The 20,587-nt window shown below is 34.4% G+C and carries 17 protein-coding genes; 11 read left to right on the top strand and 6 right to left on the bottom strand.

Going from position 1 to position 20,587, the window contains the following annotated elements:
• Positions 1 to 152: 152 nt before the first annotated feature.
• From HWV54_RS04020 to HWV54_RS03990, 7 genes are all read left to right on the top strand, one after another.
• Positions 153 to 431, top strand: coding sequence for an integration host factor subunit beta (locus HWV54_RS04020; RefSeq protein WP_040296471.1), 279 nt, complete (start codon positions 153 to 155; stop codon positions 429 to 431).
• Positions 432 to 439: 8 nt separating this feature from the next.
• A complete protein-coding gene (locus HWV54_RS04015; protein ID WP_040296472.1) occupies positions 440 to 736 on the top strand; it encodes a lipopolysaccharide assembly protein LapA domain-containing protein in 297 nt (98 codons plus the stop codon).
• A 161-nt stretch (positions 737 to 897) separates the two neighbouring features.
• Entirely contained in the window at positions 898 to 1,830 is a 933-nt protein-coding gene (locus HWV54_RS04010; RefSeq protein ID WP_005866493.1) for a class I SAM-dependent methyltransferase, read from the top strand.
• Positions 1,831 to 1,832: 2 nt separating this feature from the next.
• Positions 1,833 to 2,675, top strand: coding sequence for a TrmH family RNA methyltransferase (locus HWV54_RS04005; RefSeq protein ID WP_005866494.1), 843 nt, complete (start codon positions 1,833 to 1,835; stop codon positions 2,673 to 2,675).
• Between the two features lie 2 nt (positions 2,676 to 2,677).
• Positions 2,678 to 3,181 (top strand): signal peptidase II, encoded by a 504-nt coding sequence (gene lspA / locus HWV54_RS04000; protein WP_005866495.1) that lies wholly within the window; start codon positions 2,678 to 2,680, stop codon positions 3,179 to 3,181.
• 2,955 nt (positions 3,182 to 6,136) lie between these two features.
• Complete coding sequence (locus tag HWV54_RS03995) at positions 6,137 to 6,910, top strand: Bax inhibitor-1/YccA family protein (protein WP_005866496.1); 774 nt, start codon at positions 6,137 to 6,139, stop codon at positions 6,908 to 6,910.
• A gap of 111 nt (positions 6,911 to 7,021) precedes the next feature.
• Positions 7,022 to 7,897, top strand: coding sequence for an endonuclease/exonuclease/phosphatase family protein (locus HWV54_RS03990; RefSeq protein WP_005866497.1), 876 nt, complete (start codon positions 7,022 to 7,024; stop codon positions 7,895 to 7,897).
• On the opposite strand, the gene polA is transcribed toward HWV54_RS03990, so the two are convergent.
• From polA to HWV54_RS03960, 6 genes are all read right to left on the bottom strand, one after another.
• Positions 7,894 to 10,800 carry a DNA polymerase I gene (polA, locus tag HWV54_RS03985; RefSeq protein ID WP_005866498.1) on the bottom strand — a complete coding sequence of 969 codons (2,907 nt, stop codon included), beginning with the start codon at positions 10,798 to 10,800 and terminating at the stop codon, positions 7,894 to 7,896. The two genes, HWV54_RS03990 and polA, sit on opposite strands and share 4 nt — an antisense overlap.
• 317 nt (positions 10,801 to 11,117) lie before the next feature.
• On the bottom strand, positions 11,118 to 11,825 hold the full coding sequence (dnaQ, locus tag HWV54_RS03980) for a DNA polymerase III subunit epsilon (RefSeq protein WP_005866499.1): 708 nt from the start codon (positions 11,823 to 11,825) through the stop codon (positions 11,118 to 11,120).
• A gap of 4 nt (positions 11,826 to 11,829) precedes the next feature.
• Positions 11,830 to 12,417, bottom strand: a complete 588-nt coding sequence (gene coaE / locus HWV54_RS03975) for a dephospho-CoA kinase (protein ID WP_040296409.1) — start codon at positions 12,415 to 12,417, stop codon at positions 11,830 to 11,832.
• Positions 12,414 to 13,295 (bottom strand): shikimate dehydrogenase, encoded by an 882-nt coding sequence (locus HWV54_RS03970; RefSeq protein WP_005866501.1) that lies wholly within the window; start codon positions 13,293 to 13,295, stop codon positions 12,414 to 12,416. The genes coaE and HWV54_RS03970 overlap by 4 nt, the downstream gene beginning before the upstream one ends.
• The gene (locus tag HWV54_RS03965) at positions 13,288 to 13,884 is read right to left on the bottom strand and encodes a Maf family nucleotide pyrophosphatase (RefSeq protein WP_005866502.1); all 597 of its coding nucleotides are present in this window, start codon (positions 13,882 to 13,884) and stop codon (positions 13,288 to 13,290) included. The genes HWV54_RS03970 and HWV54_RS03965 overlap by 8 nt, the downstream gene beginning before the upstream one ends.
• A gap of 12 nt (positions 13,885 to 13,896) precedes the next feature.
• Positions 13,897 to 14,721: a pyruvate, water dikinase regulatory protein gene (locus HWV54_RS03960; RefSeq protein ID WP_005866503.1), complete on the bottom strand. Its 825-nt coding sequence runs from the start codon at positions 14,719 to 14,721 to the stop codon at positions 13,897 to 13,899.
• A 634-nt stretch (positions 14,722 to 15,355) separates the two neighbouring features.
• Here HWV54_RS03960 and rho point away from each other — a divergent pair.
• The 4 genes from rho (at position 15,356) to rsmG (ending at position 20,581) form a co-directional block, all read left to right on the top strand.
• Positions 15,356 to 16,621: a transcription termination factor Rho gene (gene rho, locus HWV54_RS03955; RefSeq protein ID WP_005866504.1), complete on the top strand. Its 1,266-nt coding sequence runs from the start codon at positions 15,356 to 15,358 to the stop codon at positions 16,619 to 16,621.
• Between the two features lie 28 nt (positions 16,622 to 16,649).
• Positions 16,650 to 17,954 carry a tRNA uridine-5-carboxymethylaminomethyl(34) synthesis GTPase MnmE gene (mnmE, locus tag HWV54_RS03950; protein WP_005866505.1) on the top strand — a complete coding sequence of 435 codons (1,305 nt, stop codon included), beginning with the start codon at positions 16,650 to 16,652 and terminating at the stop codon, positions 17,952 to 17,954.
• A 110-nt stretch (positions 17,955 to 18,064) separates the two neighbouring features.
• Positions 18,065 to 19,933 carry a tRNA uridine-5-carboxymethylaminomethyl(34) synthesis enzyme MnmG gene (mnmG, locus tag HWV54_RS03945; protein WP_005866507.1) on the top strand — a complete coding sequence of 623 codons (1,869 nt, stop codon included), beginning with the start codon at positions 18,065 to 18,067 and terminating at the stop codon, positions 19,931 to 19,933.
• Entirely contained in the window at positions 19,934 to 20,581 is a 648-nt protein-coding gene (gene rsmG, locus HWV54_RS03940) for a 16S rRNA (guanine(527)-N(7))-methyltransferase RsmG (protein WP_005866508.1), read from the top strand.
• Positions 20,582 to 20,587 lie beyond the last annotated feature (6 nt).

Raw genomic sequence — 20,587 nt, 5'->3', positions numbered from 1 at the left:
CCTGTATAACCTTTATAAGAGGTTTTTTCAAATTTTGTTTCTTGCAATTTATTTTTTCTTGGTTTTATTTTGTTTTTATTCATTATATTGTAGTGCTCATGCATGAAATGCACAATTATAGAAAACCTTTTTGGTGTGAAAGTGAGGCTATTTTGGTTAAATCAGAGCTTGTACAGATTATTGCCCGTCAAAACCCACATCTTTTTCAACGTGATGTAGAAAATATTGTGAACGCTATTTTTGAGGAAATCTCAATAGCACTCGAAAATGGCAACCGTGTTGAACTTCGCGGATTTGGAGCTTTTTCTGTCAAAAGCCGTTCAGCCCGTAACGGGCGTAATCCCCGAACAGGTGAAGCCGTTGCAGTGGAAGAAAAATGGATTCCTTTTTTCAAAACTGGCAAGGATTTGCGTGATCGACTCAATCAATGAAAAAATTTATGACAATAAAACGTATTATTTTTGCAATTGTTTTAATGATTCCTACAGTGCTTTTGGTTGCTTTTATCGTAGCCAATCGTCAAATGGTTACATTAACGCTTGATCTTTTTCAAACTAACTCGGAAAGTTTTACTTACCATGCTCCCTTTTTTGTATGGCTCTTTCTTTTTTTCAGTCTTGGTATTTTATTAGGAGGCTTAATCAATTGGCTTGCATATTATAAATGCAAAAAGGCCCTGAAAAAAAGCAACGCTGAATTCGAAAAATTAAAAAGATCAATCACAGATATGATATAAATTTTAGTGGATTCTTTTCTTGTCGTGTTCAATACAGAAAAAAGTGCTTCTTTTCTTGTTTTCGATAAGCCTGAATTGGCTCTTACCTTTTGCATTCCTACAAAAAGTCTAAGAATTCTGTAATATAAACTTTTTAAAATACCTATATCGTGATATCCAATATGCTTGCACAATATTTTCAATCTTACCAAAACAATAAATATCCGCAGGAAAACTTGCCTCTTATTTTAGAAACAGGTACAAGTGCGGATTATGCTCTTATTGACTCTGGTAATGGGCAAAAATTAGAGCGTTATGGAGCTTACCGTATTATTCGACCAGAAGGTCAAGCACTATGGAAACCTGCTTTACCACAAAAACAATGGACTAATGTTGATGCTATTTTCACAGGTAACCGAGATGAAGAAGGTGTTGGTCGTTGGCATTTTCCTAAAAAACCACTTTGTGAGACTTGGCCACTTTCTTGGAACGGACTATCTTTTCTAGGTCGTTTTACTTCCTTTCGTCATGTGGGTGTTTTCCCTGAACAAGATGCCCATTGGCGCTTTATGGAAGAACAAATTGTCAAGGCTAAACGTCCCATCAAGATGCTTAATCTTTTTGGTTACACAGGTGTTGCCTCTCTGATTGGTGCACGTGCAGGTGCAAATGTCACACATGTTGATGCATCCAAAAAAACTATTGTTTGGGCAAAAGCTAATCAAGAAAGAGCAGGACTATCAGATCGCTCTATTCGCTGGATCTGCGATGATGCCATAAAATTTGTCGAACGAGAACTGCGTCGTAAAAAAAACTATGATATAATTCTTCTTGATCCTCCTGCCTATGGGCGTGGTCCTCATGGCGAAATTTGGCAACTGTTTGATCATTTACCGGCTATGATTACAAACTGTCGTAAACTTCTCTCTGATACACCTCTTGCGATCATACTTACTACTTATTCTATTCGTGCTTCCTTCTATGCACTTCATACTTTAATGTGCGATGAATTGATAAATCTTGGTGGTACTGTCGAATCAGGAGAATTAATCTTGCGTGAAGAAGCTGCCGGCCGGGCCCTTTCTACTTCTCTTTTTAGCCGTTGGATTGCCTGAATATGTGTATACCAAAAATCGGTAAAGTTAAAGAAATTACCTCCCTTAGCAACCCTATTATCAAAGGCCTTCGAGCACTCAGCCAGAAGAAAAACCGTAATCGAGAAGGGCTGTTCATAGCAGAAGGATTAAAATTAGTGATTGATGCTTTCAATCTTGGATGGACAATACAAACACTTATTTTTTCCAAAAGCAAAATTGGTAATGCTGCTATCGAAAAAACCGCTGCACGCACTGTAGCCAATGGTGGTTTTGTCATTAAAGCCTCACAAAAGGTGTTGGAATCTATTACCCGTCGCGATAATCCACAAACAATTATTGGTATCTTCAAACAAAAATGGCAACCAATTGAAATGATCAAAGGACAGGTTGAAGATGTCTATGTCGCGCTTGATCGAGTCCGCGATCCTGGAAATCTTGGTACAATTATTCGTACTGTTGACGCTGTAGGTGCTAAAGGCGTTATCTTAATCGGTGAAACAACAGATCCTTTTTCACCTGAAACAGTTCGTGCAACGATGGGGTCTATTTTTTCCGTACCACTTTACTGTATCGATGAAAATGCGTTTTTGAGTTGGTCTAAGAGCTTTAAGGGCATGATTGTTGGTACACATCTCAAAGGAAATGTTGATTACCGTAAAGTTGATTTCAAAAATGGTCCTATTATACTTCTCATGGGAAATGAACAACAAGGTTTATCAGATATCCTTGCAAATCGTTGTGATCGACTTGTGCGTATTCCCCAAAGTGGGCGGGCTGATTCGCTTAATCTGGCGGTAGCCACCGCTATCATGCTTTACGAAATTCGTCGTTCTCATTTAACTCTTGAATCATGCGAGACTTAAATATGATACATAAATCTCTGTCTTTTTTTCTTTTTGGTTTAGCTATCACTATAGGACTCGATCAAGTGATCAAATATTGGATTATACAGAACATGCCTCTAGGTACAATTATTCCAATCTTTCCTTTTTTTTACCTTTATCATGTGCATAATTCTGGTATTGCATTTTCGTTTCTTTCTTCTTTTTCCCATTATGGGCTGATTGCTCTCACATTAATCATCATTGTTTTTCTTTTATGGTTATGGAAAAATACTGAGTATAAAAAATTCTTATCGCGTCTTGGTCTTATTTTTATTATTGGTGGAGCAATAGGTAATCTTATTGATCGTATTCGTTTTCACTATGTTATCGATTATATATTATTTCATATTGATGATATTTTTTCTTTTGCTGTCTTCAATCTTGCTGATACCTTTATTACACTTGGTACTATTGCAATTCTTGTTGACGAATTTCGGATCTGGATAAAAAGAAAACGTCTTTCCAATAAGATTTCTTGTGACTAAAAGCCTGTTTACTTTCGCAAGTAATCTACTTTTCATAACTCAATAAACGAAATTGGTGGTATTTTATGTTTTTTAATCATAAACTTCGGTTGAGAAAATATTGAATCGTCTTGCTTTTTAAAGCCATTATCTTTGAGATTTATATTTCTCTATTTCAATTATCGCAATGGAATTATAATGGATTGAGCAGCTAGGTTTGGTATTATGATACGTTTTCTTTTCGGTCTGTCATTTACGTAAATTAATTACTTCATTGACATTAGTTAACAAGCGCTCTTTCGCAAAATGCACATTAGAAATTATCATATCTCTATTAGTTGGCTATGTCATACTCAAACTACGTACCCCATGCGTTTAAAAATGTGATCATGAATATATGTAGAAAAATGTAATCTACTAATAGTGTTTTTTGCTTTTTTTCACTTATTTATATCCACTCATCATTATAGAGAGCATAGCGTTTTCATTAACTTGAAATCGAAAAAATTACATTAGTATTATTCTTTTCTCCCGGAAGATAATGACTTTTTTACATAAAATATAAATGACAAGAAAAAAAGAATTCGATTTTTGCGCTACCCTTTATGTGCATACAATCGTTTTTTTGTTAAGTTCATGTGCTTGAACCTTTATTTTAAAGCCATTTCTTGCTTTTAATGACAATTTTGTCAAAGATACTTTGTTTTTTTCATTGTTATGGGTGACGCTTTAGAATATCAAGCTAGCTTTTTTAGCTTATTCTTATCTTTCATTTTCTATAACAAAGGGACTATTGGTTGATTGTTTTAGTAAAGCAAAAGTTGCGAACTTAATTGATTTTTTTGCTCCTTTCATTGTTTTAGCAACTGCATATCTCTCCTTTTATTCTTTACACTTTTCTTATGGTATACTTATTTCTTTTCAGTTTTTCCTCAGCACTTTTAGGATCTATAAAACTCGTTCCTACAGAAAAATCTCATTTTGTAACGTACCAACGTATGAATAGAAATAATAGGCTTTAACGTTATTTTATTAGGAATATTATGGGCTAGAGTTAGTTTCGATTCTCAAAACAAATTACAAACTATTCTAGCACTCATCATAATAATTACCTTAGTTGTGTTTTCATAAACTACAAGCTGCTTTATGTTAGATAATACCCCTGTACAATTGAATATTATTTTTGACTGCAGTTTTATACGAGCCACAACATTTGTTCTCAAATATTACACTTAAGAAAAATTTTTACTGATTGCAAGCAACATAATTTCTTGGTTTTTGTTTATAACAGCTACATTTTCATTAATATTCCTCTACGAACTGCTTCTCTTAATTGCCTTTCTCAGGAAACTCTTAATATTTTTGTCATTTCTGGTATTGTTAATTCTTCAACTGTAGCTTGACTTTCAGTAAAGTTGAATTCTGTTATAAGAACTTTTTTTATGGTCTTTCTTATATCGATTTAAGTGTTGTTCTAAACAGCCTTCATCCTGAATTAAAAGCTAAAAGGTTCTTTGATTTCTTTTCTCATCTGCAATTGTTGCACATCATTTTTTATTTTTCTTTAGCAACAATTTCAAAAACCTTTCTTGTTGTTCCTAGATTTGTAGCACTGCAAATCTGAGCTAAACATGACTAGCGAGCAAGTTCATTGCTACTAGTATATTTCTCAATGCTGACATTATGCTTCTAAGAGAAAATATTGTTACGTTTATTCAACATTTTAGCTCTTCACATGATATGATAATTTTATTTTCGGCATTGCATCGTTAATAGCTGCACCTGCTATGCTAAAATATTTTGCTTACTAATCCTTTCCACAATTTTATTTTTATTCTTTTTTGTATATTTTTTTGTTTAAAAATTAAAAGCCTAGAAAACTTTCCCAAAGCAAGAAAATTCCCATTCTAGCTTTTAATCACGTATCTTTTCTTGATGTTCTTCTTGCTCTAGCTATTTGCCAAACAAGAAAGTTGGTATAATTCAATCATTGCTATCAATGCTAATATTGCAGAACTTTGGTGGTTTGGTCTCTTTCTTAAATATATCAATTTTTCTTATTGATGCACCCATTTACAAACTGCAATCTCATATATACTGCAACACAAAGGAGAGTATTTTTTATTTTCTAGAAAAGAGCATCTCTACTACAAAAGTTTCCATGAAAATTTATGAATGTGTTGCCATAACTATTAATAAAACAAGAGCAAAAGTTGTTCCTAATTATGAATTTGAACATTTTTTCAAGTCTTTCTGACATACACAAATGCTACGAACTTTTTTCTAAATTATGTAGTATTGTTAATAAACCTGTTGATTTAAAAAAATTGATAAAAATCTAAAAAGTCGCGCTCATTGCCAAATAGACGGAAAATAATTATACCATATTATGCTTAATATCGTATTCTAAATTTCAAGTTAGTATACTTTACTTTTTTATGAATGTATTAAAAATCTTCTCAACTATAGAATATACATAAAAACTATTGAAGATTCTTTTATAGATCCAATAAGTTATCGATTTATAATCTTATTATTCTCAAGAGCTGGAATCTTAGTTCTAAAATTAGCCACACTTAATACCAAAATAATTATCAAATTGCTGGTATCACTCAGTAAAATACAAGGTAGGTAAAAAAGATAAATTTTCGTTTTTGCACGTCAACTAAATAGAACTAAAATAAACAATTTTTTCCTAATTTATCCAAATAAAACGACTTTATTCTAATTACTGTAAAAAAACTATCAAACCTTGTAAAATTTACTAAGAAGATCAAATATCCTTGATCAATATCAACTATTTTATTACCAATTTGTAAGCTTTCCTTTAACAAAAGTCTCTTGTAATTTTCAAATAAATCTCCATAATAAGAGAAGGTATGCTGGAATTCCGCTAAAGTGGCGTGGTTTTTTTGTGTTGTTAATTCTTTCTAAGCCCCGACATCTAACGGAACATATGCTAAAGGACTTTATATTATGGCTGATTTCAAAAATTTACGTTCGGCGTCTGTTTCTCATGCGGATGCATCAATCGATCAAGGATTGCGCAGCTATATGCTGGGCGTCTATAATACAATGGCCATTGGTTTGCTTATTACAGCCGCTGCCGCTTATGCGATCGCCTCATTGGCTACAACAACGGATATGAGCCAAGCAGCCGCTCAAATCAATAGCAGTGTCTATTTAACATCATTCGGAGTGACATTTTATACGTCACCATTATCATATATTGTTATGTTCGCACCGCTTGTGGCTGTGCTATTTCTTAGTTTTAAAATAAACACATTAAGTACAAGTGCAGCTCGTAGCCTCTTTTTTGGTTATGCTACTCTTGTTGGTCTCTCCCTATCCTCAATCATTTTGCGTTATACACCAGAAAGTGTCGTGCAAACATTTGTTATTACCGCTGCAGCTTTTGGTGCTCTTTCACTTTATGGTTATACAACGAAACGTGATCTCACAGCGATGGGTTCATTCTTTTTTATCGGTTTGGTGGGTTTGATGCTTGCCATGATTGTTAATATCTTTCTTGGATCCAGTGCTTTGCAATTTGCTATCTCTGTAATTGGCGTTTTTATTTTTGCTGGCTTAACAGCTTACGATACGCAAAATATAAAATTAATGTATTATGAAGGAGATCGGGATGACACCCGAGGTCGTAAAATTATTATGGGTGCATTAAATCTTTATCTTGATTTTATCAATATGTTTGTTTTTCTGCTGCAATTTCTTGGTTCGAATCGGGATTAATTACGACAGCAGTTATTGTTTAATTTAAAGAACCTTGTTTCTTAAAAGAAGCAAGGTTCTTTTAATTTTTAATTAAGTGTTCACCTATTAAATCTCAATATTCATATTCAAATGATAAAAAAGCCTTATAAAAGAAAATTTTTCTGGCCAACTACATTTATCCAGCAAAAACTCCATACTTCTCTATTAAACGCTATTTGTAATCGTTCTGGTTATCAATCAACCACAATCAAAGATAATCATCATTATGATCTTGTCGTTGCTTCTTATAATATCCATAAATGTGTAGGTGTTGATAAAGTTTTCAACCCTACACGTATAGTCCATGTTATTACTGAACTACAAGCTGATATTCTTGCTCTTCAAGAAGCAGATAAACGTTTTGGCGAACGCACTGGCTTGATTGATCTCCAGTTCTTAAAAGCTAAAACAGGTTTGTTGCCCATACCCCTAAACACTATGTCACCAAATGGGCATGGTTGGCATGGAAACGCTCTTTTTATGCGTCAGGGATGTATATGTGATATCTTACAAGTTACTTTGCCTGGCATTGAACCTCGTGGTGCTGTGATTGTAGAATTAGAGATGAAAATAGGTAAAATTCGTATTATTGCTGCTCATTTTGGACTATTGCGCCACTCTCGTAATAAACAAGTAAAAACGCTTCTTACTCTTCTGCAAAAACGCCCTCTTATGCCCACAGTTCTGATTGGTGATCTCAATGAATGGAGGATAGGTAAAAGATCGTCTTTAAATCTTTTTTCTTCCTATTTCGATAGCGCACTTGGGATTGTGCCAAGTTTTCCTTCTTGCTTTCCCTTTTTAGCTCTTGATAGAATTTTTGCTTTTCCCCATCAATTAGTAATAAATGTTGAAAACCATTTTTCACCTCTTGCGCGTATTGCTTCAGATCATTTACCAATTAAAGCACGTCTTAGTCTTGCTAATGCAATGATCACCCTTAAAAAAATAAGTGAAGAAAACTAATGTGCTTCATCCCAATTTTGAGCAACCACTACTTTTACTTCAAGCGGTACAGATAAAGATAATACAGGCATCGTAGCATTTTCCATAATCTTTTTAACAAGAGTTATGGTCTTATCACATTCAGCGTTTGGTACTTCAAAAATCAATTCATCATGCACTTGCAGTAACATTTTTGCTGATAATTTTTCTTTTTCTAAAGCATTTTCCATCTGAATCATAGCACGACGAATAATATCTGCCGCTGATCCTTGAATCGATGCATTAATAGCAGCTCTTTCGTTAAAAGCACGAATTTGCGGATTAGAAGCTTTTATTTCAGGGTAATGAATACGACGACCAAAAATAGTTTGTACATAACCATGCTGACGTGCGAATATTTTAGTTGTTTCCATATAATCTCTAATTCCTGGAAATCTTTCAAAATAAAGTTGAATATAACGGCCTGCTTCTTGCCGCGAAAGTCCCAACTGATTTGCTAATCCAAAAGCTGAAATACCATAAATAATGCCAAAATTAATTGCCTTTGCACGTCTTCGTATATCTGATGGCATTTCTTTTATAGAACCCCCAAACATTTGTGACGCGGTTATCGCATGAATATCTTGACCTTGTGCAAAAGCTTCCTTTAATGCAGCAATATCAGCAATATGTGCAAGAATACGCAATTCAATTTGACTATAATCAGCTGATAAGAGCATATGCCCTTCCGAAGCAATAAAAGCTTTTCGGATTTTACGCCCTTCAGCAGTCCGTACTGGTATATTCTGTAAATTGGGTTCTGATGAGGATAAACGCCCTGTTGATGTTATTGCTAAAGAATAATTCGTATGAACACGCCCTGTTTTAGGTAAAATATAAGAAGGTAAAGCATCTGCATAGGTTGATTTTAGTTTTACCAATTGACGCCAATCAATAACTTTACGTGGTAAAAGATGACCTTCAGCCGCCAATTCTTCTAAAGTCTGAGCAGAAGTTGACCATTGTCCACCTTTTGTCTTAGCTCCTCTAGACAGCCCCATTTTACCAAAGAGTATATCTCCTAATTGCTTTGGCGAAGCAATATTAAATTTTTCACCAGCTAGCTGATAAATCTCTTCCTCTAGAATAAAAGCAGCCTGTTCTAATTCTTCTGAAAGTCGTAATAAAATCTGCCTATCGACAAGAATTCCACGTTCTTCCATTTTTGCAAGAACTTTTATCAGAGGTCGATCAATGCGCTCGTAAATTTTTGTCATTCCTTGGGCAACAAGCTGTGGTTTTAAAATTTGCCACAAACGAAGCGTTATATCGGCATCCTCTGCTGCATAAAAGGTTGCCTGCTTCAAATCTACTTGCGCAAAAGAAGAAATCTTTTTTCCATTATGCGTTAAATCCTTGTAAGCAATTGGTTTATGTCCAAGCCAGCGTTCAGATAAAGCGTCTAAATTATGTGTTAAAACTCCAGCATCTAAAGCATATGATAAAAGCATTGTATCATCAAAAGAGCGTATCATAAGACCCTGTTGCTTCATCACCAACCAATCATATTTTATATTTTGACCAATTTTTAAAACCGCTTGATTTTCTAATATCGGCTTTAAAAGTGCCAAAGCTTTTTGGGACTCAATTTGTTCAGCAATACGTCCACCTCCCCAAAGATCATCCACTCCTTCAACATGTTCAAGTGGTATATAAGCTGCTTTACCAGGTTGTAATGCTAATGAAAAACCAACAAGCTTTGCTTGCATAGGATCAAGAGAAGTTGTTTCAGTATCAAAAGCGAAATAACCTTGTTCTTCTGCCTCTGACAACCATTCTCGCAAAATTTCTTCATCCAGAATAGTTTCATAAGCCTCTCTTGTAATTTTTTGTGTGAGAGCTTGATCTTTACGTTTTTGCGCTAAAATCTGTGGAGAATTTTCAGAAAAATTATGTGATAGTGATGTATCATCTTTTTGCACATTGAGATCGAACCCATTATCAGTATTTGTCCAATCAATATTTATATCAAATGCATCAACAACTGTTGCATCACATGCTGTTGCTTCTGCTACGCGACGCGTGAGTGTTGTAAATTCCATAGCCTTCAGAAAAGCGATTAAACGCGGACCATCTTGTGGTTCCAAAACAAAACTTTCTAAATCATTATCTATAGGTACATCCGTTTTAAGTTTAACTAATTCCCGAGAAATTTTTGCTTGTTCAGCATAATTTTGAATATTTTCACGTCTTTTTGTTTGCTTAATTTCTGTCACATGTTGCAATAAAAGATCAAGAGTACCAAATTGATTTAATAATTGGGCCGCAATTTTCGGGCCAATGCCAGGAATACCTGGAACATTATCTGTTGGATCTCCAGTCAAAGCTTGCAAGTCAACCATTTTTTCAGGTTCCACACCCCATTTTTCTATGACCTCAGAAACTCCAATATGCTTATCTTTCATTCCATCATACAAAGATACGTGTGCACTCACCAGTTGCATTAAATCTTTATCAGAAGAAATGATCGTTGTTTTTATTCCATTCTGTGATGCTAATTGTGCATAGGTAGCAATTAAATCATCTGCCTCAAATCCTTCTTTTTCAATACAAGGCAAATTAAAAGCCCTTGTTGCCTGCCGTATTAACTCGAATTGAGGAATAAGATCTTCAGGAGGAGCTTCTCGATTAGCCTTATATTGAGGATAAATTTGTTTACGAAATGTATCAGAAGAATAATCAAAAATGACCGCAAAATGAGTTGGAACAACACCAGCAGCTGTATTACGGGCATTACAAAGTAATTTCCATAACATATTGCAAAAACCGGCTACAGCTCCTACAGGAAGACCATCCTTTTTTCGCTTTAAAGGTGGTAAAGCATAATAAGCACGAAAAATATAACCCGACCCGTCAACCAAAAAAAGATGATCTTTTGTATCCATGAAAATTCCATTTCTCGATTTCAGCTAAAAAAATAATTTACTCTTATGTTTTTTTATTAGTTCAAAAATTATTTTTAAATTTATCGAATTGCCTCTAAAAAGCCATTTTTTTTTTTCATAAAGTGCGAAGTCGTTACATTATTTAGCACTTAAGGCTTTTCTTTGCTGTTACAGGACATAATAGCTTTCATTTTGCTCCTCCTATGATAGCTAAGGTGCAGCGTAGCGATAAAGGGTCGTTGTGGTGTTCCCCTCCCCACAACGGCCGTGTTTTTTTTACTATTTCTACAATAAGTTATCTTTTTAGGGAAAAAAAGTTATTGGGAGATTTTGAAACAATTCCACAAAGCTTTTTCACCCATTTGTTTTATAAAATTTGCATGCATATTTTTTTCTTGCTCACTTAGTCTAGGAGATAGGATTTGTGGACGAAGTTTAGCTACTGAAAAAACATTCTTGTCATTTTGAACGTCCTCATCGATATTCCTACTGTTATCAAAACCAAAAACACCCTGTTTTCCACCAATTAATTCAATATAAACATCGGCGAGAATCTCCGCGTCAAGTAGAGCACCATGAAGAACGCGATGGCTATTATCAATACCGAAACGCTTACACAAAACATCAAGGGTATTAGGTCCCATAGGAAATTTGCGTCGTGCCATAGCCAATGTATCAAGAACATTATCAACACTGATAAGTAGCTTATTTGACCGTTCTAACTCTGCATTAAGAAAACCAATATCAAAACTTGCATTGTGAGCAATCATTGTTGCACCACTTATAAATTCCAAAAACGCATCGGCAATATCACTAAAGTTTTTTTCATTCTTTAAGCGTTCATTAGTCAATCCATGAATCGCTACAACTTCATCAGGAATAATAACTCCTTGCGGGTTCAAATAAACGTGGAATCGTCGCCCTGTAAGATAGCGATCCACCATTTCTACACAACCGATTTCGATTATGCGATCTTTTTCTTTATTCAAACCTGTTGTTTCTATATCAAAAATAATTTCACGCATTACTTCAATTCTTTAGCAAACTTTTTATCACGTAAAAGACTTGTTGACATGTATTCTCTAAATCTTTTCCTGTATCAATGACAAAATCAGCACGTTCCCGTTTTTTTTCATCAGATATTTGTTTGGCATTAATAAATGCAAATTTTTCTTCATTCATATTTGGACGAATCATTGCGCGTTTTTTTTGTATTTCCAGTGGTGCAGAAACAACGACTACGCTGTCTACACGATTTTCACTTTTTGTTTCAAAAAGCAAAGGAATATCAAGAACAATCAATTTTTTTCCTTTTTGACGTGCTTCATTAATAAATTCTTTTTCTTTTTCCTGAACTAAAGGGTGAATTATTTTTTCTAATGTTTGTAATTTTTCATTATCATTGATTAAAATCTTAGAAAGTTTTAGGCGATTAACTTCACCATTTTCGATAACACCAGGGAAAGTATGTTCTATAAGTGATAAAGTTGGTTCACTCTTATAAAGTTGATGTACCGTATCATCAGCACTAAAAACGGAAATACCTGCTTTTTTGAAAAAATCGGCTACTGTTGATTTTCCCATAGCTATTGATCCGGTTAGTCCTATGATTTTCATCCTTTTTCTTCACCCATATCTTCTAAAATTGCCGCCCGTAACGCCTCTGTCACCTGTGGTCTTATTCCAAACCATCTTTCAAAACCAACAACAGCCTGATGTAAAAGCATGCCAAGACCATCAACTGTCCTTAAACCGTGAGCTTTTGCTTGTTGTAAAAAGGGTGTTATCAATGGGGTGTAAACAATATCTGTCACCAATGTTGTTGTTTTTGTTTTATGAAAATCGCAAAAAAAAGAAGCGCTTTTTTTTTCGTGTGGATTTGTCATACCTATAGAAGTCGTATTAACAATCAAATCAGCTTGATAAATTATCTTATCAACATCATTCCAATCGTGAACTTCAACAGGTTTTCCGAAATGCTCGGCTAAACTATCTGCCCGTTGTTTTGTACGATTAAGTAAACAAATACGTTCAAATCCTCGCTTTTTTAAAGCATATAGGATGGCTCGTGCAGCACCCCCTGCACCAAAAACAAGAGCTGTTTCTCCAGTCCACCCCGGAGCCAAATCATCAAGATTGGCGTTAAAACCATAAGCATCACTATTTGTAGCACAAAGTTTGTTTCCTTCATACCATAGCGTATTAGCAGCACCAATCATTGTTGCCACCTCATCTTTATGATTCGCTAAACGAAAAGCTTCTTGCTTGTAAGGTAAAGTAATATTACCTCCACAAAAACCTCTTTTTTGCATAGATACAAAAAATTTTTTGAATCTCTCAGGTATCACTTCCTGTGCTAGATATTCACCTTGTAAACCGTATTGCTTAAGCCAAAAATTGTGAATTTTCGGCGATTTTGAATGATGAATAGGATAACCAACAACAAAAGCACGTGTAGAATTTTTCTCTTTGTACTTTATTGATAAATTAGTCATCAATGACTCCTAAATCACGCAGTTTTATTAATAAAGGTAATATTGGTAAACCAACAATAGTAAAAAAATCTCCGTCAATTTTTTCAAAAAGTTGAATTCCTTCTCCTTCAATTTGATACACTCCTACACTGTTTAAGACATCTGTCCCTACACGCGCCAAATAACGTTCAATGAATTCGGATGAGAGAGGCCGTACCGACATATGAGCACTAAAAGCTTCAACCCAAATTTTTTGACCATTTCGAAATAAAGCTACTGCACTATGAAGAGAATGAGTTTTACCTGATAAAGTATATAAACGTTGACGTGCTTCCTTGTTACTTATAACTTTATGAAGAATCTGTCCTTCTAAATCAAGTATTTGATCACAACCAATAACTAAAGCATTAGAAAAGCGAACAGAAACAGTTTTTGCTTTCTCACTTGCAAGAAAGCAACAAAGTTCTTTAGGTGTCTTTACTTTTGCTGTTCGTTCCACCTCTCTTTCATCAAAAGAAGCCCCTTCAATAAGAAAACTTAAACCTGCTTTTTTCAACAATTGTGCACGATAAGAACTAAGAGATGCTAATATTAATGTATCTTTTACCATAAAAGTTTTCTTTCATCTTCTTTCACGAAATCGTGATAAAAGTTCAAATATCGCTGCAGCGGTTTCTTCAATAGAGCGTCTTGTTACATCAATAATAGGCCAATCAAAACGCTCGAAAATGCGTTTTGCATAGGTCAATTCTTCAGCTATACTGATTCTATCAGTGTAATTTTCAAGAGAAAAACCATTCCCAAAAGCTCTATTTTGGCGGATGTGTGAGATTCTCTCAGCTGAAGCGATTAAGCCAATAATCAAAGCATTTTTTGCTTCTAAAAGAGCTTCAGGTAAATCAATGCTTGGTATAAGAGGAACATTAGCAGTTTTTATTCCACGATTTGCTAAATAGATACTGGTTGGCGTTTTAGAAGTTCTTGAAATACCTACAAGTATTACATCTGCATCTGACAAGCTATTAGGAGATTGTCCATCATCATGTTCTATTGTAAAATCTAACGCCTCAATACGACGAAAATAATCTGCATTGAGATCATGCTGAGCACTGACACGCAAATTTGTAAGCATTCCTAAGTAAGACTGAAAAGCATCAAAAACAGGGTGCAGTATGTCAACGCAAGGAACTTTCATTTTCTCACATCTTCGCTTAAGAAGGAGTTTAATTTTTTTATCAATGATTGTGTAAAGAACAATACCGGGCTCTTGCTGTATCTCATCAAGAGCTCTTTGTAACTGCGTTTCATTGCGAATCATCGGATAGATATGTTCTGTAGCCTGACTCATTGTGTATTGTGATGCTACAGCCCTTCCAACAGAGATTAATGTTTCCCCCGTTGCATCAGAAAGCATGTGTAAATGAAAGGATTTTTTTTCTCTTGTCACAAAAATTTTAACTCCTTGTTAACAAATGTGTATATATGCTCATTAATTTTTAAAAAACTAAAACTCAGAAAAAACTTTCCATTATTATACACAAACTGTATAGTTATGATAACTAATCTCCTCTTATGAAGAAAGGATGGGGATAATATCTTTAAAATAATGTTATATTTGTTTTTTTCTTTTTTATATTTGTGCATAAAATTGAGGATAAATAATGCATAATTAATAATTCACATTAAACACAGATTTTAATAAGAATAATCTCTCTTCTTTCAAATTTATTGATATAAAAATTAGCTTGAAAAATTAAAATAATTTTGTAAATTCACTTAATATATATTTTAAAAAATAAATATTATTTCATATTTATATTATATATAACGATGTTTTATTTAAGTTTAGTTGAATATTATTTAAATTTTTTATAAAGTATTCATTTCCGAATGTATCAATTTACATAATTGATTTCTTTATATATTTACTTCACTATATGCAAAAATAATTTGTATAAATGGTGCTTGCAGATTGAAAAAATTGAGTGTACAGTAATCTTTTCCTATAAGAATATTTCGCTTTCTAAATTTCCATAATTAATTCAAGGTTTGTTTCCTATTTATTAAAGAGCATATTTTTCATGCAAGAAATGAAACTACAAGAACTTAAAAGTAAAAATCCCGTTGAACTTGTTTCTTTTGCTGAAACATTGGAAGTTGAAAATGCTTCTTTGATGCGCAAGCAAGAATTAATGTTTGCTATCTTGAAAAAACTTGCTTCGCAAGATGTAGAAATTATAGGAGAAGGAGTTGTTGAAGTTTTACAAGACGGATTTGGATTTTTGCGATCTGCTGATGCTAATTATCTTCCGGGTCCTGATGATATTTATCTTTCACCTGCACAAATTCAGTCTTTTTCTTTAAAAACAGGCGATACTGTTGAAGGTCCCATACGAAGTCCAAAAGAAGGAGAACGTTATTTTGCTCTTCTTAAAATTAATACAATTAATTTTGAAGATCCTGAAAAAATTCGTTATAAAATACACTTTGATAATCTCACTCCCCTTTATTCAAATGAACGTTTTCAGATGGAAATACAAGATCCTACAGAAAAGGATATGTCATCACGGGTGATCGATTTGATCTCTCCGTTGGGAAAAGGTCAGCGAGGATTAATTGTAGCCCCTCCTCGAACAGGTAAAACGGTTTTACTTCAAAATATTGCTCATTCTATCACCACCAATCATCCTGAGTGTTATCTCATTGTTCTTTTAATAGATGAACGACCAGAAGAAGTTACTGATATGCAGCGTTCTGTTAAAGGAGAGGTGGTTTCTTCTACTTTTGATGAACCAGCAATACGTCATGTTCAAGTGGCTGAGATGGTTATTGAAAAAGCTAAACGCCTCGTTGAACATGGGCGTGATGTTGTTATTCTTCTCGATTCTATTACACGTCTTGGGCGTGCATATAACACGGTTGTTCCTTCATCAGGTAAAGTTTTAACAGGTGGTGTGGATGCAAATGCTTTACAACGTCCAAAACGTTTTTTTGGTGCAGCACGTAACATTGAAGAAGGTGGGTCTTTAACTATTATTGCAACGGCTTTGATTGATACTGGTAGTCGTATGGATGAAGTTATTTTTGAAGAGTTTAAAGGAACAGGTAATTCAGAAATTGTTCTTGATCGTAAAGTTGCTGATAAACGTATTTTCCCAGCTATGGATATCTTAAAGTCAGGAACACGCAAAGAAGAACTCTTAGTTGCACGACAAGATTTACACAAAATTTTTGTACTTCGTCGTATTTTAGCACCTATGAATGTTACAGATGCGATTGAATTTTTGATTGATAAATTAAAACAAACTAAAAATAATAGTGAGTTTTTTGATTCAATGAATACATAAAAATATTATTTTTGTTAGGATACATCCTGTGGATACAATCTTTGCTGTTTCGAGTGGATTGTTGCCTTCAGGGGTTGCTGTCATTCGACTTTCTGGCCCTCATGTAATAAATGTTGTTAATACGCTTTGTGGTTGTTTACCCAAGCCCAGGTTTATGCATTATGGAAATCTTACTGCTCGTGACGGTAGCTTTTTAGATTCTGCTTTGACTGTTTTTTTTCCTGCTCCTCATAGTTTCACAGGGGAAGATTGTGCAGAATTTCATTTGCATGGAGGAAAAGCAGTTGTAAATCGTTTTCTCGATGAATTATCTACATTTTCTGGTTGCCGTATTGCAGAGGCAGGTGAGTTTTCGCGTCGTGCGTTTATGAAAGGAAAGTTAGATCTTGTTCAAGCAGAAGGTCTTGCTGATTTAATAGAGGCAGAGACAGAAAGTCAGCGGCGTTTAGCGATTATGGGTGCAAGTGGACGTTTAACAACACTTTATCGCGATTGGCGCAATAAACTTATGAAAGCACGTGCTTTTATTGAAGCGGAGCTTGATTTTTTTGATGAGGCTGATATTCCAGATTCTATATCTGATAAAGTATGGAAAGATGTGGAAAATCTTTGTATTTCTCTTCGAAACCATATTGCTGAAGGAGAGCGTGCAAGTATATTACGTGATGGGTTAAAAATTGTTATTGCTGGAGCTCCAAATTCTGGAAAATCAAGTATTGTAAATCGTTTAGCTGGAAAACCTGTCGCTATTGTAACAGAAGAAGAAGGAACAACTCGGGATGCTTTAGAAGTAAGATTTGTTCTTGGTGGTTTGCCGGTTTTTTTAACAGATACTGCTGGTTTTAGAGAAACAGAAAACAAAATCGAACAATTAGGAATAGAAGTCGCAAAACAGCATGTTAGAGACGCTGATTTGGTTATTTTGGTTTATGATATGGTAAAGCCAAAGGAGATCAAATTACCAGAAACTTCGGCTGAAATATGGTGTGTCGGTAATAAGCTTGATCTTTGTAAAAAAAATGAATCCCATTTTTTAATACAGTTTTCTGCATCCACAGGTTTAAATTTTGATCATTTTATTAAGGAACTTGAGTCATTTTGTTCACATCGTTCTACTGAAATTGGAAATCTTATTCCAGCACGTAAAAGGCAACTTCAATTATTAAAAGAGGCTGTTAAAGAAATTGAGGCTTCTATAAATTATGATCTTGATTTAAGTTTACGTGCGGAATATCTTCGTCGTGCAAGTGATTTTCTTGGAAAAATTACGGGCGATATAGATGTTGAGGATTTGCTTGATATTATTTTTTCGGAATTTTGTGTTGGCAAGTAATGATTCACGTGAAACATTGATTATTTCATAGACAGATTAAAAAGATCATGTATTCTCTATATTCTGTTTCACGTGAAACTTTGGAACAGTTCTCTATGGGATAAAGCTTAATGCAATCATATGATGTCATTGTTGTTGGAGGTGGCCATGCTGGCTGTGAAGCTGCTTCAGCTTCAGCGCGTGTTGGAGCACAGACAGCTCTTATTACACATAAAATAGCATCCATAGGAACAATGTCCTGTAATCCTGCTATTGGTGGTCTTGGAAAAGGGCATCTAGTTCGTGAAATAGATGCTTTGGATGGTCTTATGGGAAAAGCAGCAGATGCTGCTGGAATTCAATTTAGACTTCTTAATAGACGTAAAGGACCAGCGGTAAGGGGACCACGTACACAAGCTGATAGACAACTCTATAAAAAAGCAATTCAAGAATTTTTACAAGAACAAGATAATCTCATTCTTATCGAAGATGAAGTTATTGATTTGATTGTTAAAGATAATAGTGTTTCAGGTGTTGTTTTAAAAAATAAAGGGATACTTTTTTCCAGTGCTGTTGTTTTAACAACAGGTACTTTTTTAAATGGACTTATTCATATTGGAAATAAAACACGAATGTCTGGGCGTATGGGAGATCAATCAAGTGTACAACTTGCTGAACGTTTAAAAAGTTATAATATAAATCTTGGAAGATTAAAAACAGGAACTCCGGCACGTATTAGTAAAAAAACAATTCATTGGGAACGCCTTTCAAAACAGCAAGCTGATGAAGATCCAGTTCCCTTCTCTCTTTTAACAGAAAAAATTAAACAGCCCCAAATTGAATGTGCAATAACACGTACAAATACAAAAACACATGAAATTATTCGTGAAAATGTTCATCGATCTGCTTTGTATTCTGGAGCTATTGAAGGGTTAGGTCCACGTTATTGTCCTTCTATTGAAGATAAAATCGTTAAGTTTGGAGAACGTGATGGACATCAAATTTTTTTGGAACCAGAGGGATTAAATGATGATACTATTTATCCAAATGGTCTTTCTACTTCTCTTCCTGAAGATATACAACTTTCTTTATTGAGAACTATTGAAGGATTAGAAAATGTTACAATCTTACAACCTGGTTATGCTATTGAATATGATTTTGTTAATCCACAACAATTAACTAGAACCTTAGAATTACGCTGTTTAAAAGGATTTTTTTTAGCAGGTCAAATTAATGGTACAACAGGTTATGAGGAAGCTGCTGCACAAGGTCTTTTAGCTGGCTTGAATGCTGCACGTAAAGTAGGTGGTTTAGGTGAAATTGTTATAAGTCGTTCTACAGCTTATATAGGAGTAATGGTTGATGATTTAGTTTCGCGTGGGGTTTGTGAGCCTTATCGAATGTTTACATCACGTGCTGAATTTCGTTTGTCTTTGCGTTCTGATAATGCTGATACTCGTTTAACACCTTTAGCACAAAAATGGGGTATTGTAAGTAAATTACGTTGGGATTGTTATAAGAAAAAACAACAACGTCTTGATCAAGCACGATCAATGTGCCAAGAGCTTTTTCTAACGCCTAATGAAGCATCCGCTTATGGATTACAAATCAATCACGATGGAATCCGACGCTCGGCTTATGATCTTCTTTCTTATCCTCATATGACTTTAGAACGCCTTTCACATTTTTGGCCACAATTAAAGTCAATTGATTGTAAAACTGTTGAATCTTTAGAAATTGAAGCACAATATGCAGTTTATTTAGAAAAACAAGCACAAGATATTGCTTCTCTTCAGCGAGATGAACGTCTAGAAATTCCCTCTACTCTTGATATTCAGTCGATTTCGGGTCTTTCAAATGAACTTAAAACAAAAATTCAAAAAATTTCGCCGCGTTCGATTGCTGATGCACAAAAAATTGATGGTATGACACCTGCAGCATTATCGCTTATTATTACGTATATTCAACGTCAACGACGTGAAAAGGCTAAAATAGCTTAAATGAATCTTTCGACAGAACAAAAATATCAAGCGCTCTTAAATATAGTTCCTTCTGTTTCACGTGAAACGATGGAATATTTAATACGATTTGAAACTTTATTAATGCAGTGGAATATGCATATTAATCTAATATCCGCTACAACAATACCAGTTCTGTGGGTACGTCATATTTTAGATTCGGCACAAATATATCCTTTATATCGTGATTTTCTGCATTGGTGTGATCTTGGATCAGGTGGTGGTTTTCCCGCAATTGTTATTGCTATTTTTCTGAAGGAAAAAAAAGCAGGACACATTGACCTTGTTGAAAGTAATGGAAAAAAAGTAGCTTTTTTACGAACAGTTATTGCTCAACTGGATCTTCCAGCAACAGTTTATCACTGTAGAATTGAGGATGTGTACAAAAAAATAAGGACACCAGAAGTTATAACAGCTCGTGGATTAGCTTCGCTTGATGATCTTTTAAGGCTTATTTTCCCTTTATTAACACAAAAAACAATAGCTCTTTTGCAAAAAGGACGGGATTACTCTACAGAAATAAAAAATGCCTCTGCCAATTGGCAATTTGATCTGCTAAAACATAAAAGTAAAATTGATGAAAATTCTGTTATTTTAGAAGTTTCTCATATTCGATCATGTAGAGGGTAAAGCAAA

The organism is Bartonella alsatica (genome assembly GCF_013388295.1).
GTDB classification, from domain to species: Bacteria; Pseudomonadota; Alphaproteobacteria; order Rhizobiales; family Rhizobiaceae; genus Bartonella; species Bartonella alsatica.
Note: the sequence above shows the minus strand (reverse complement) of the source record. Positions and strands in the feature narration are given on the sequence as shown.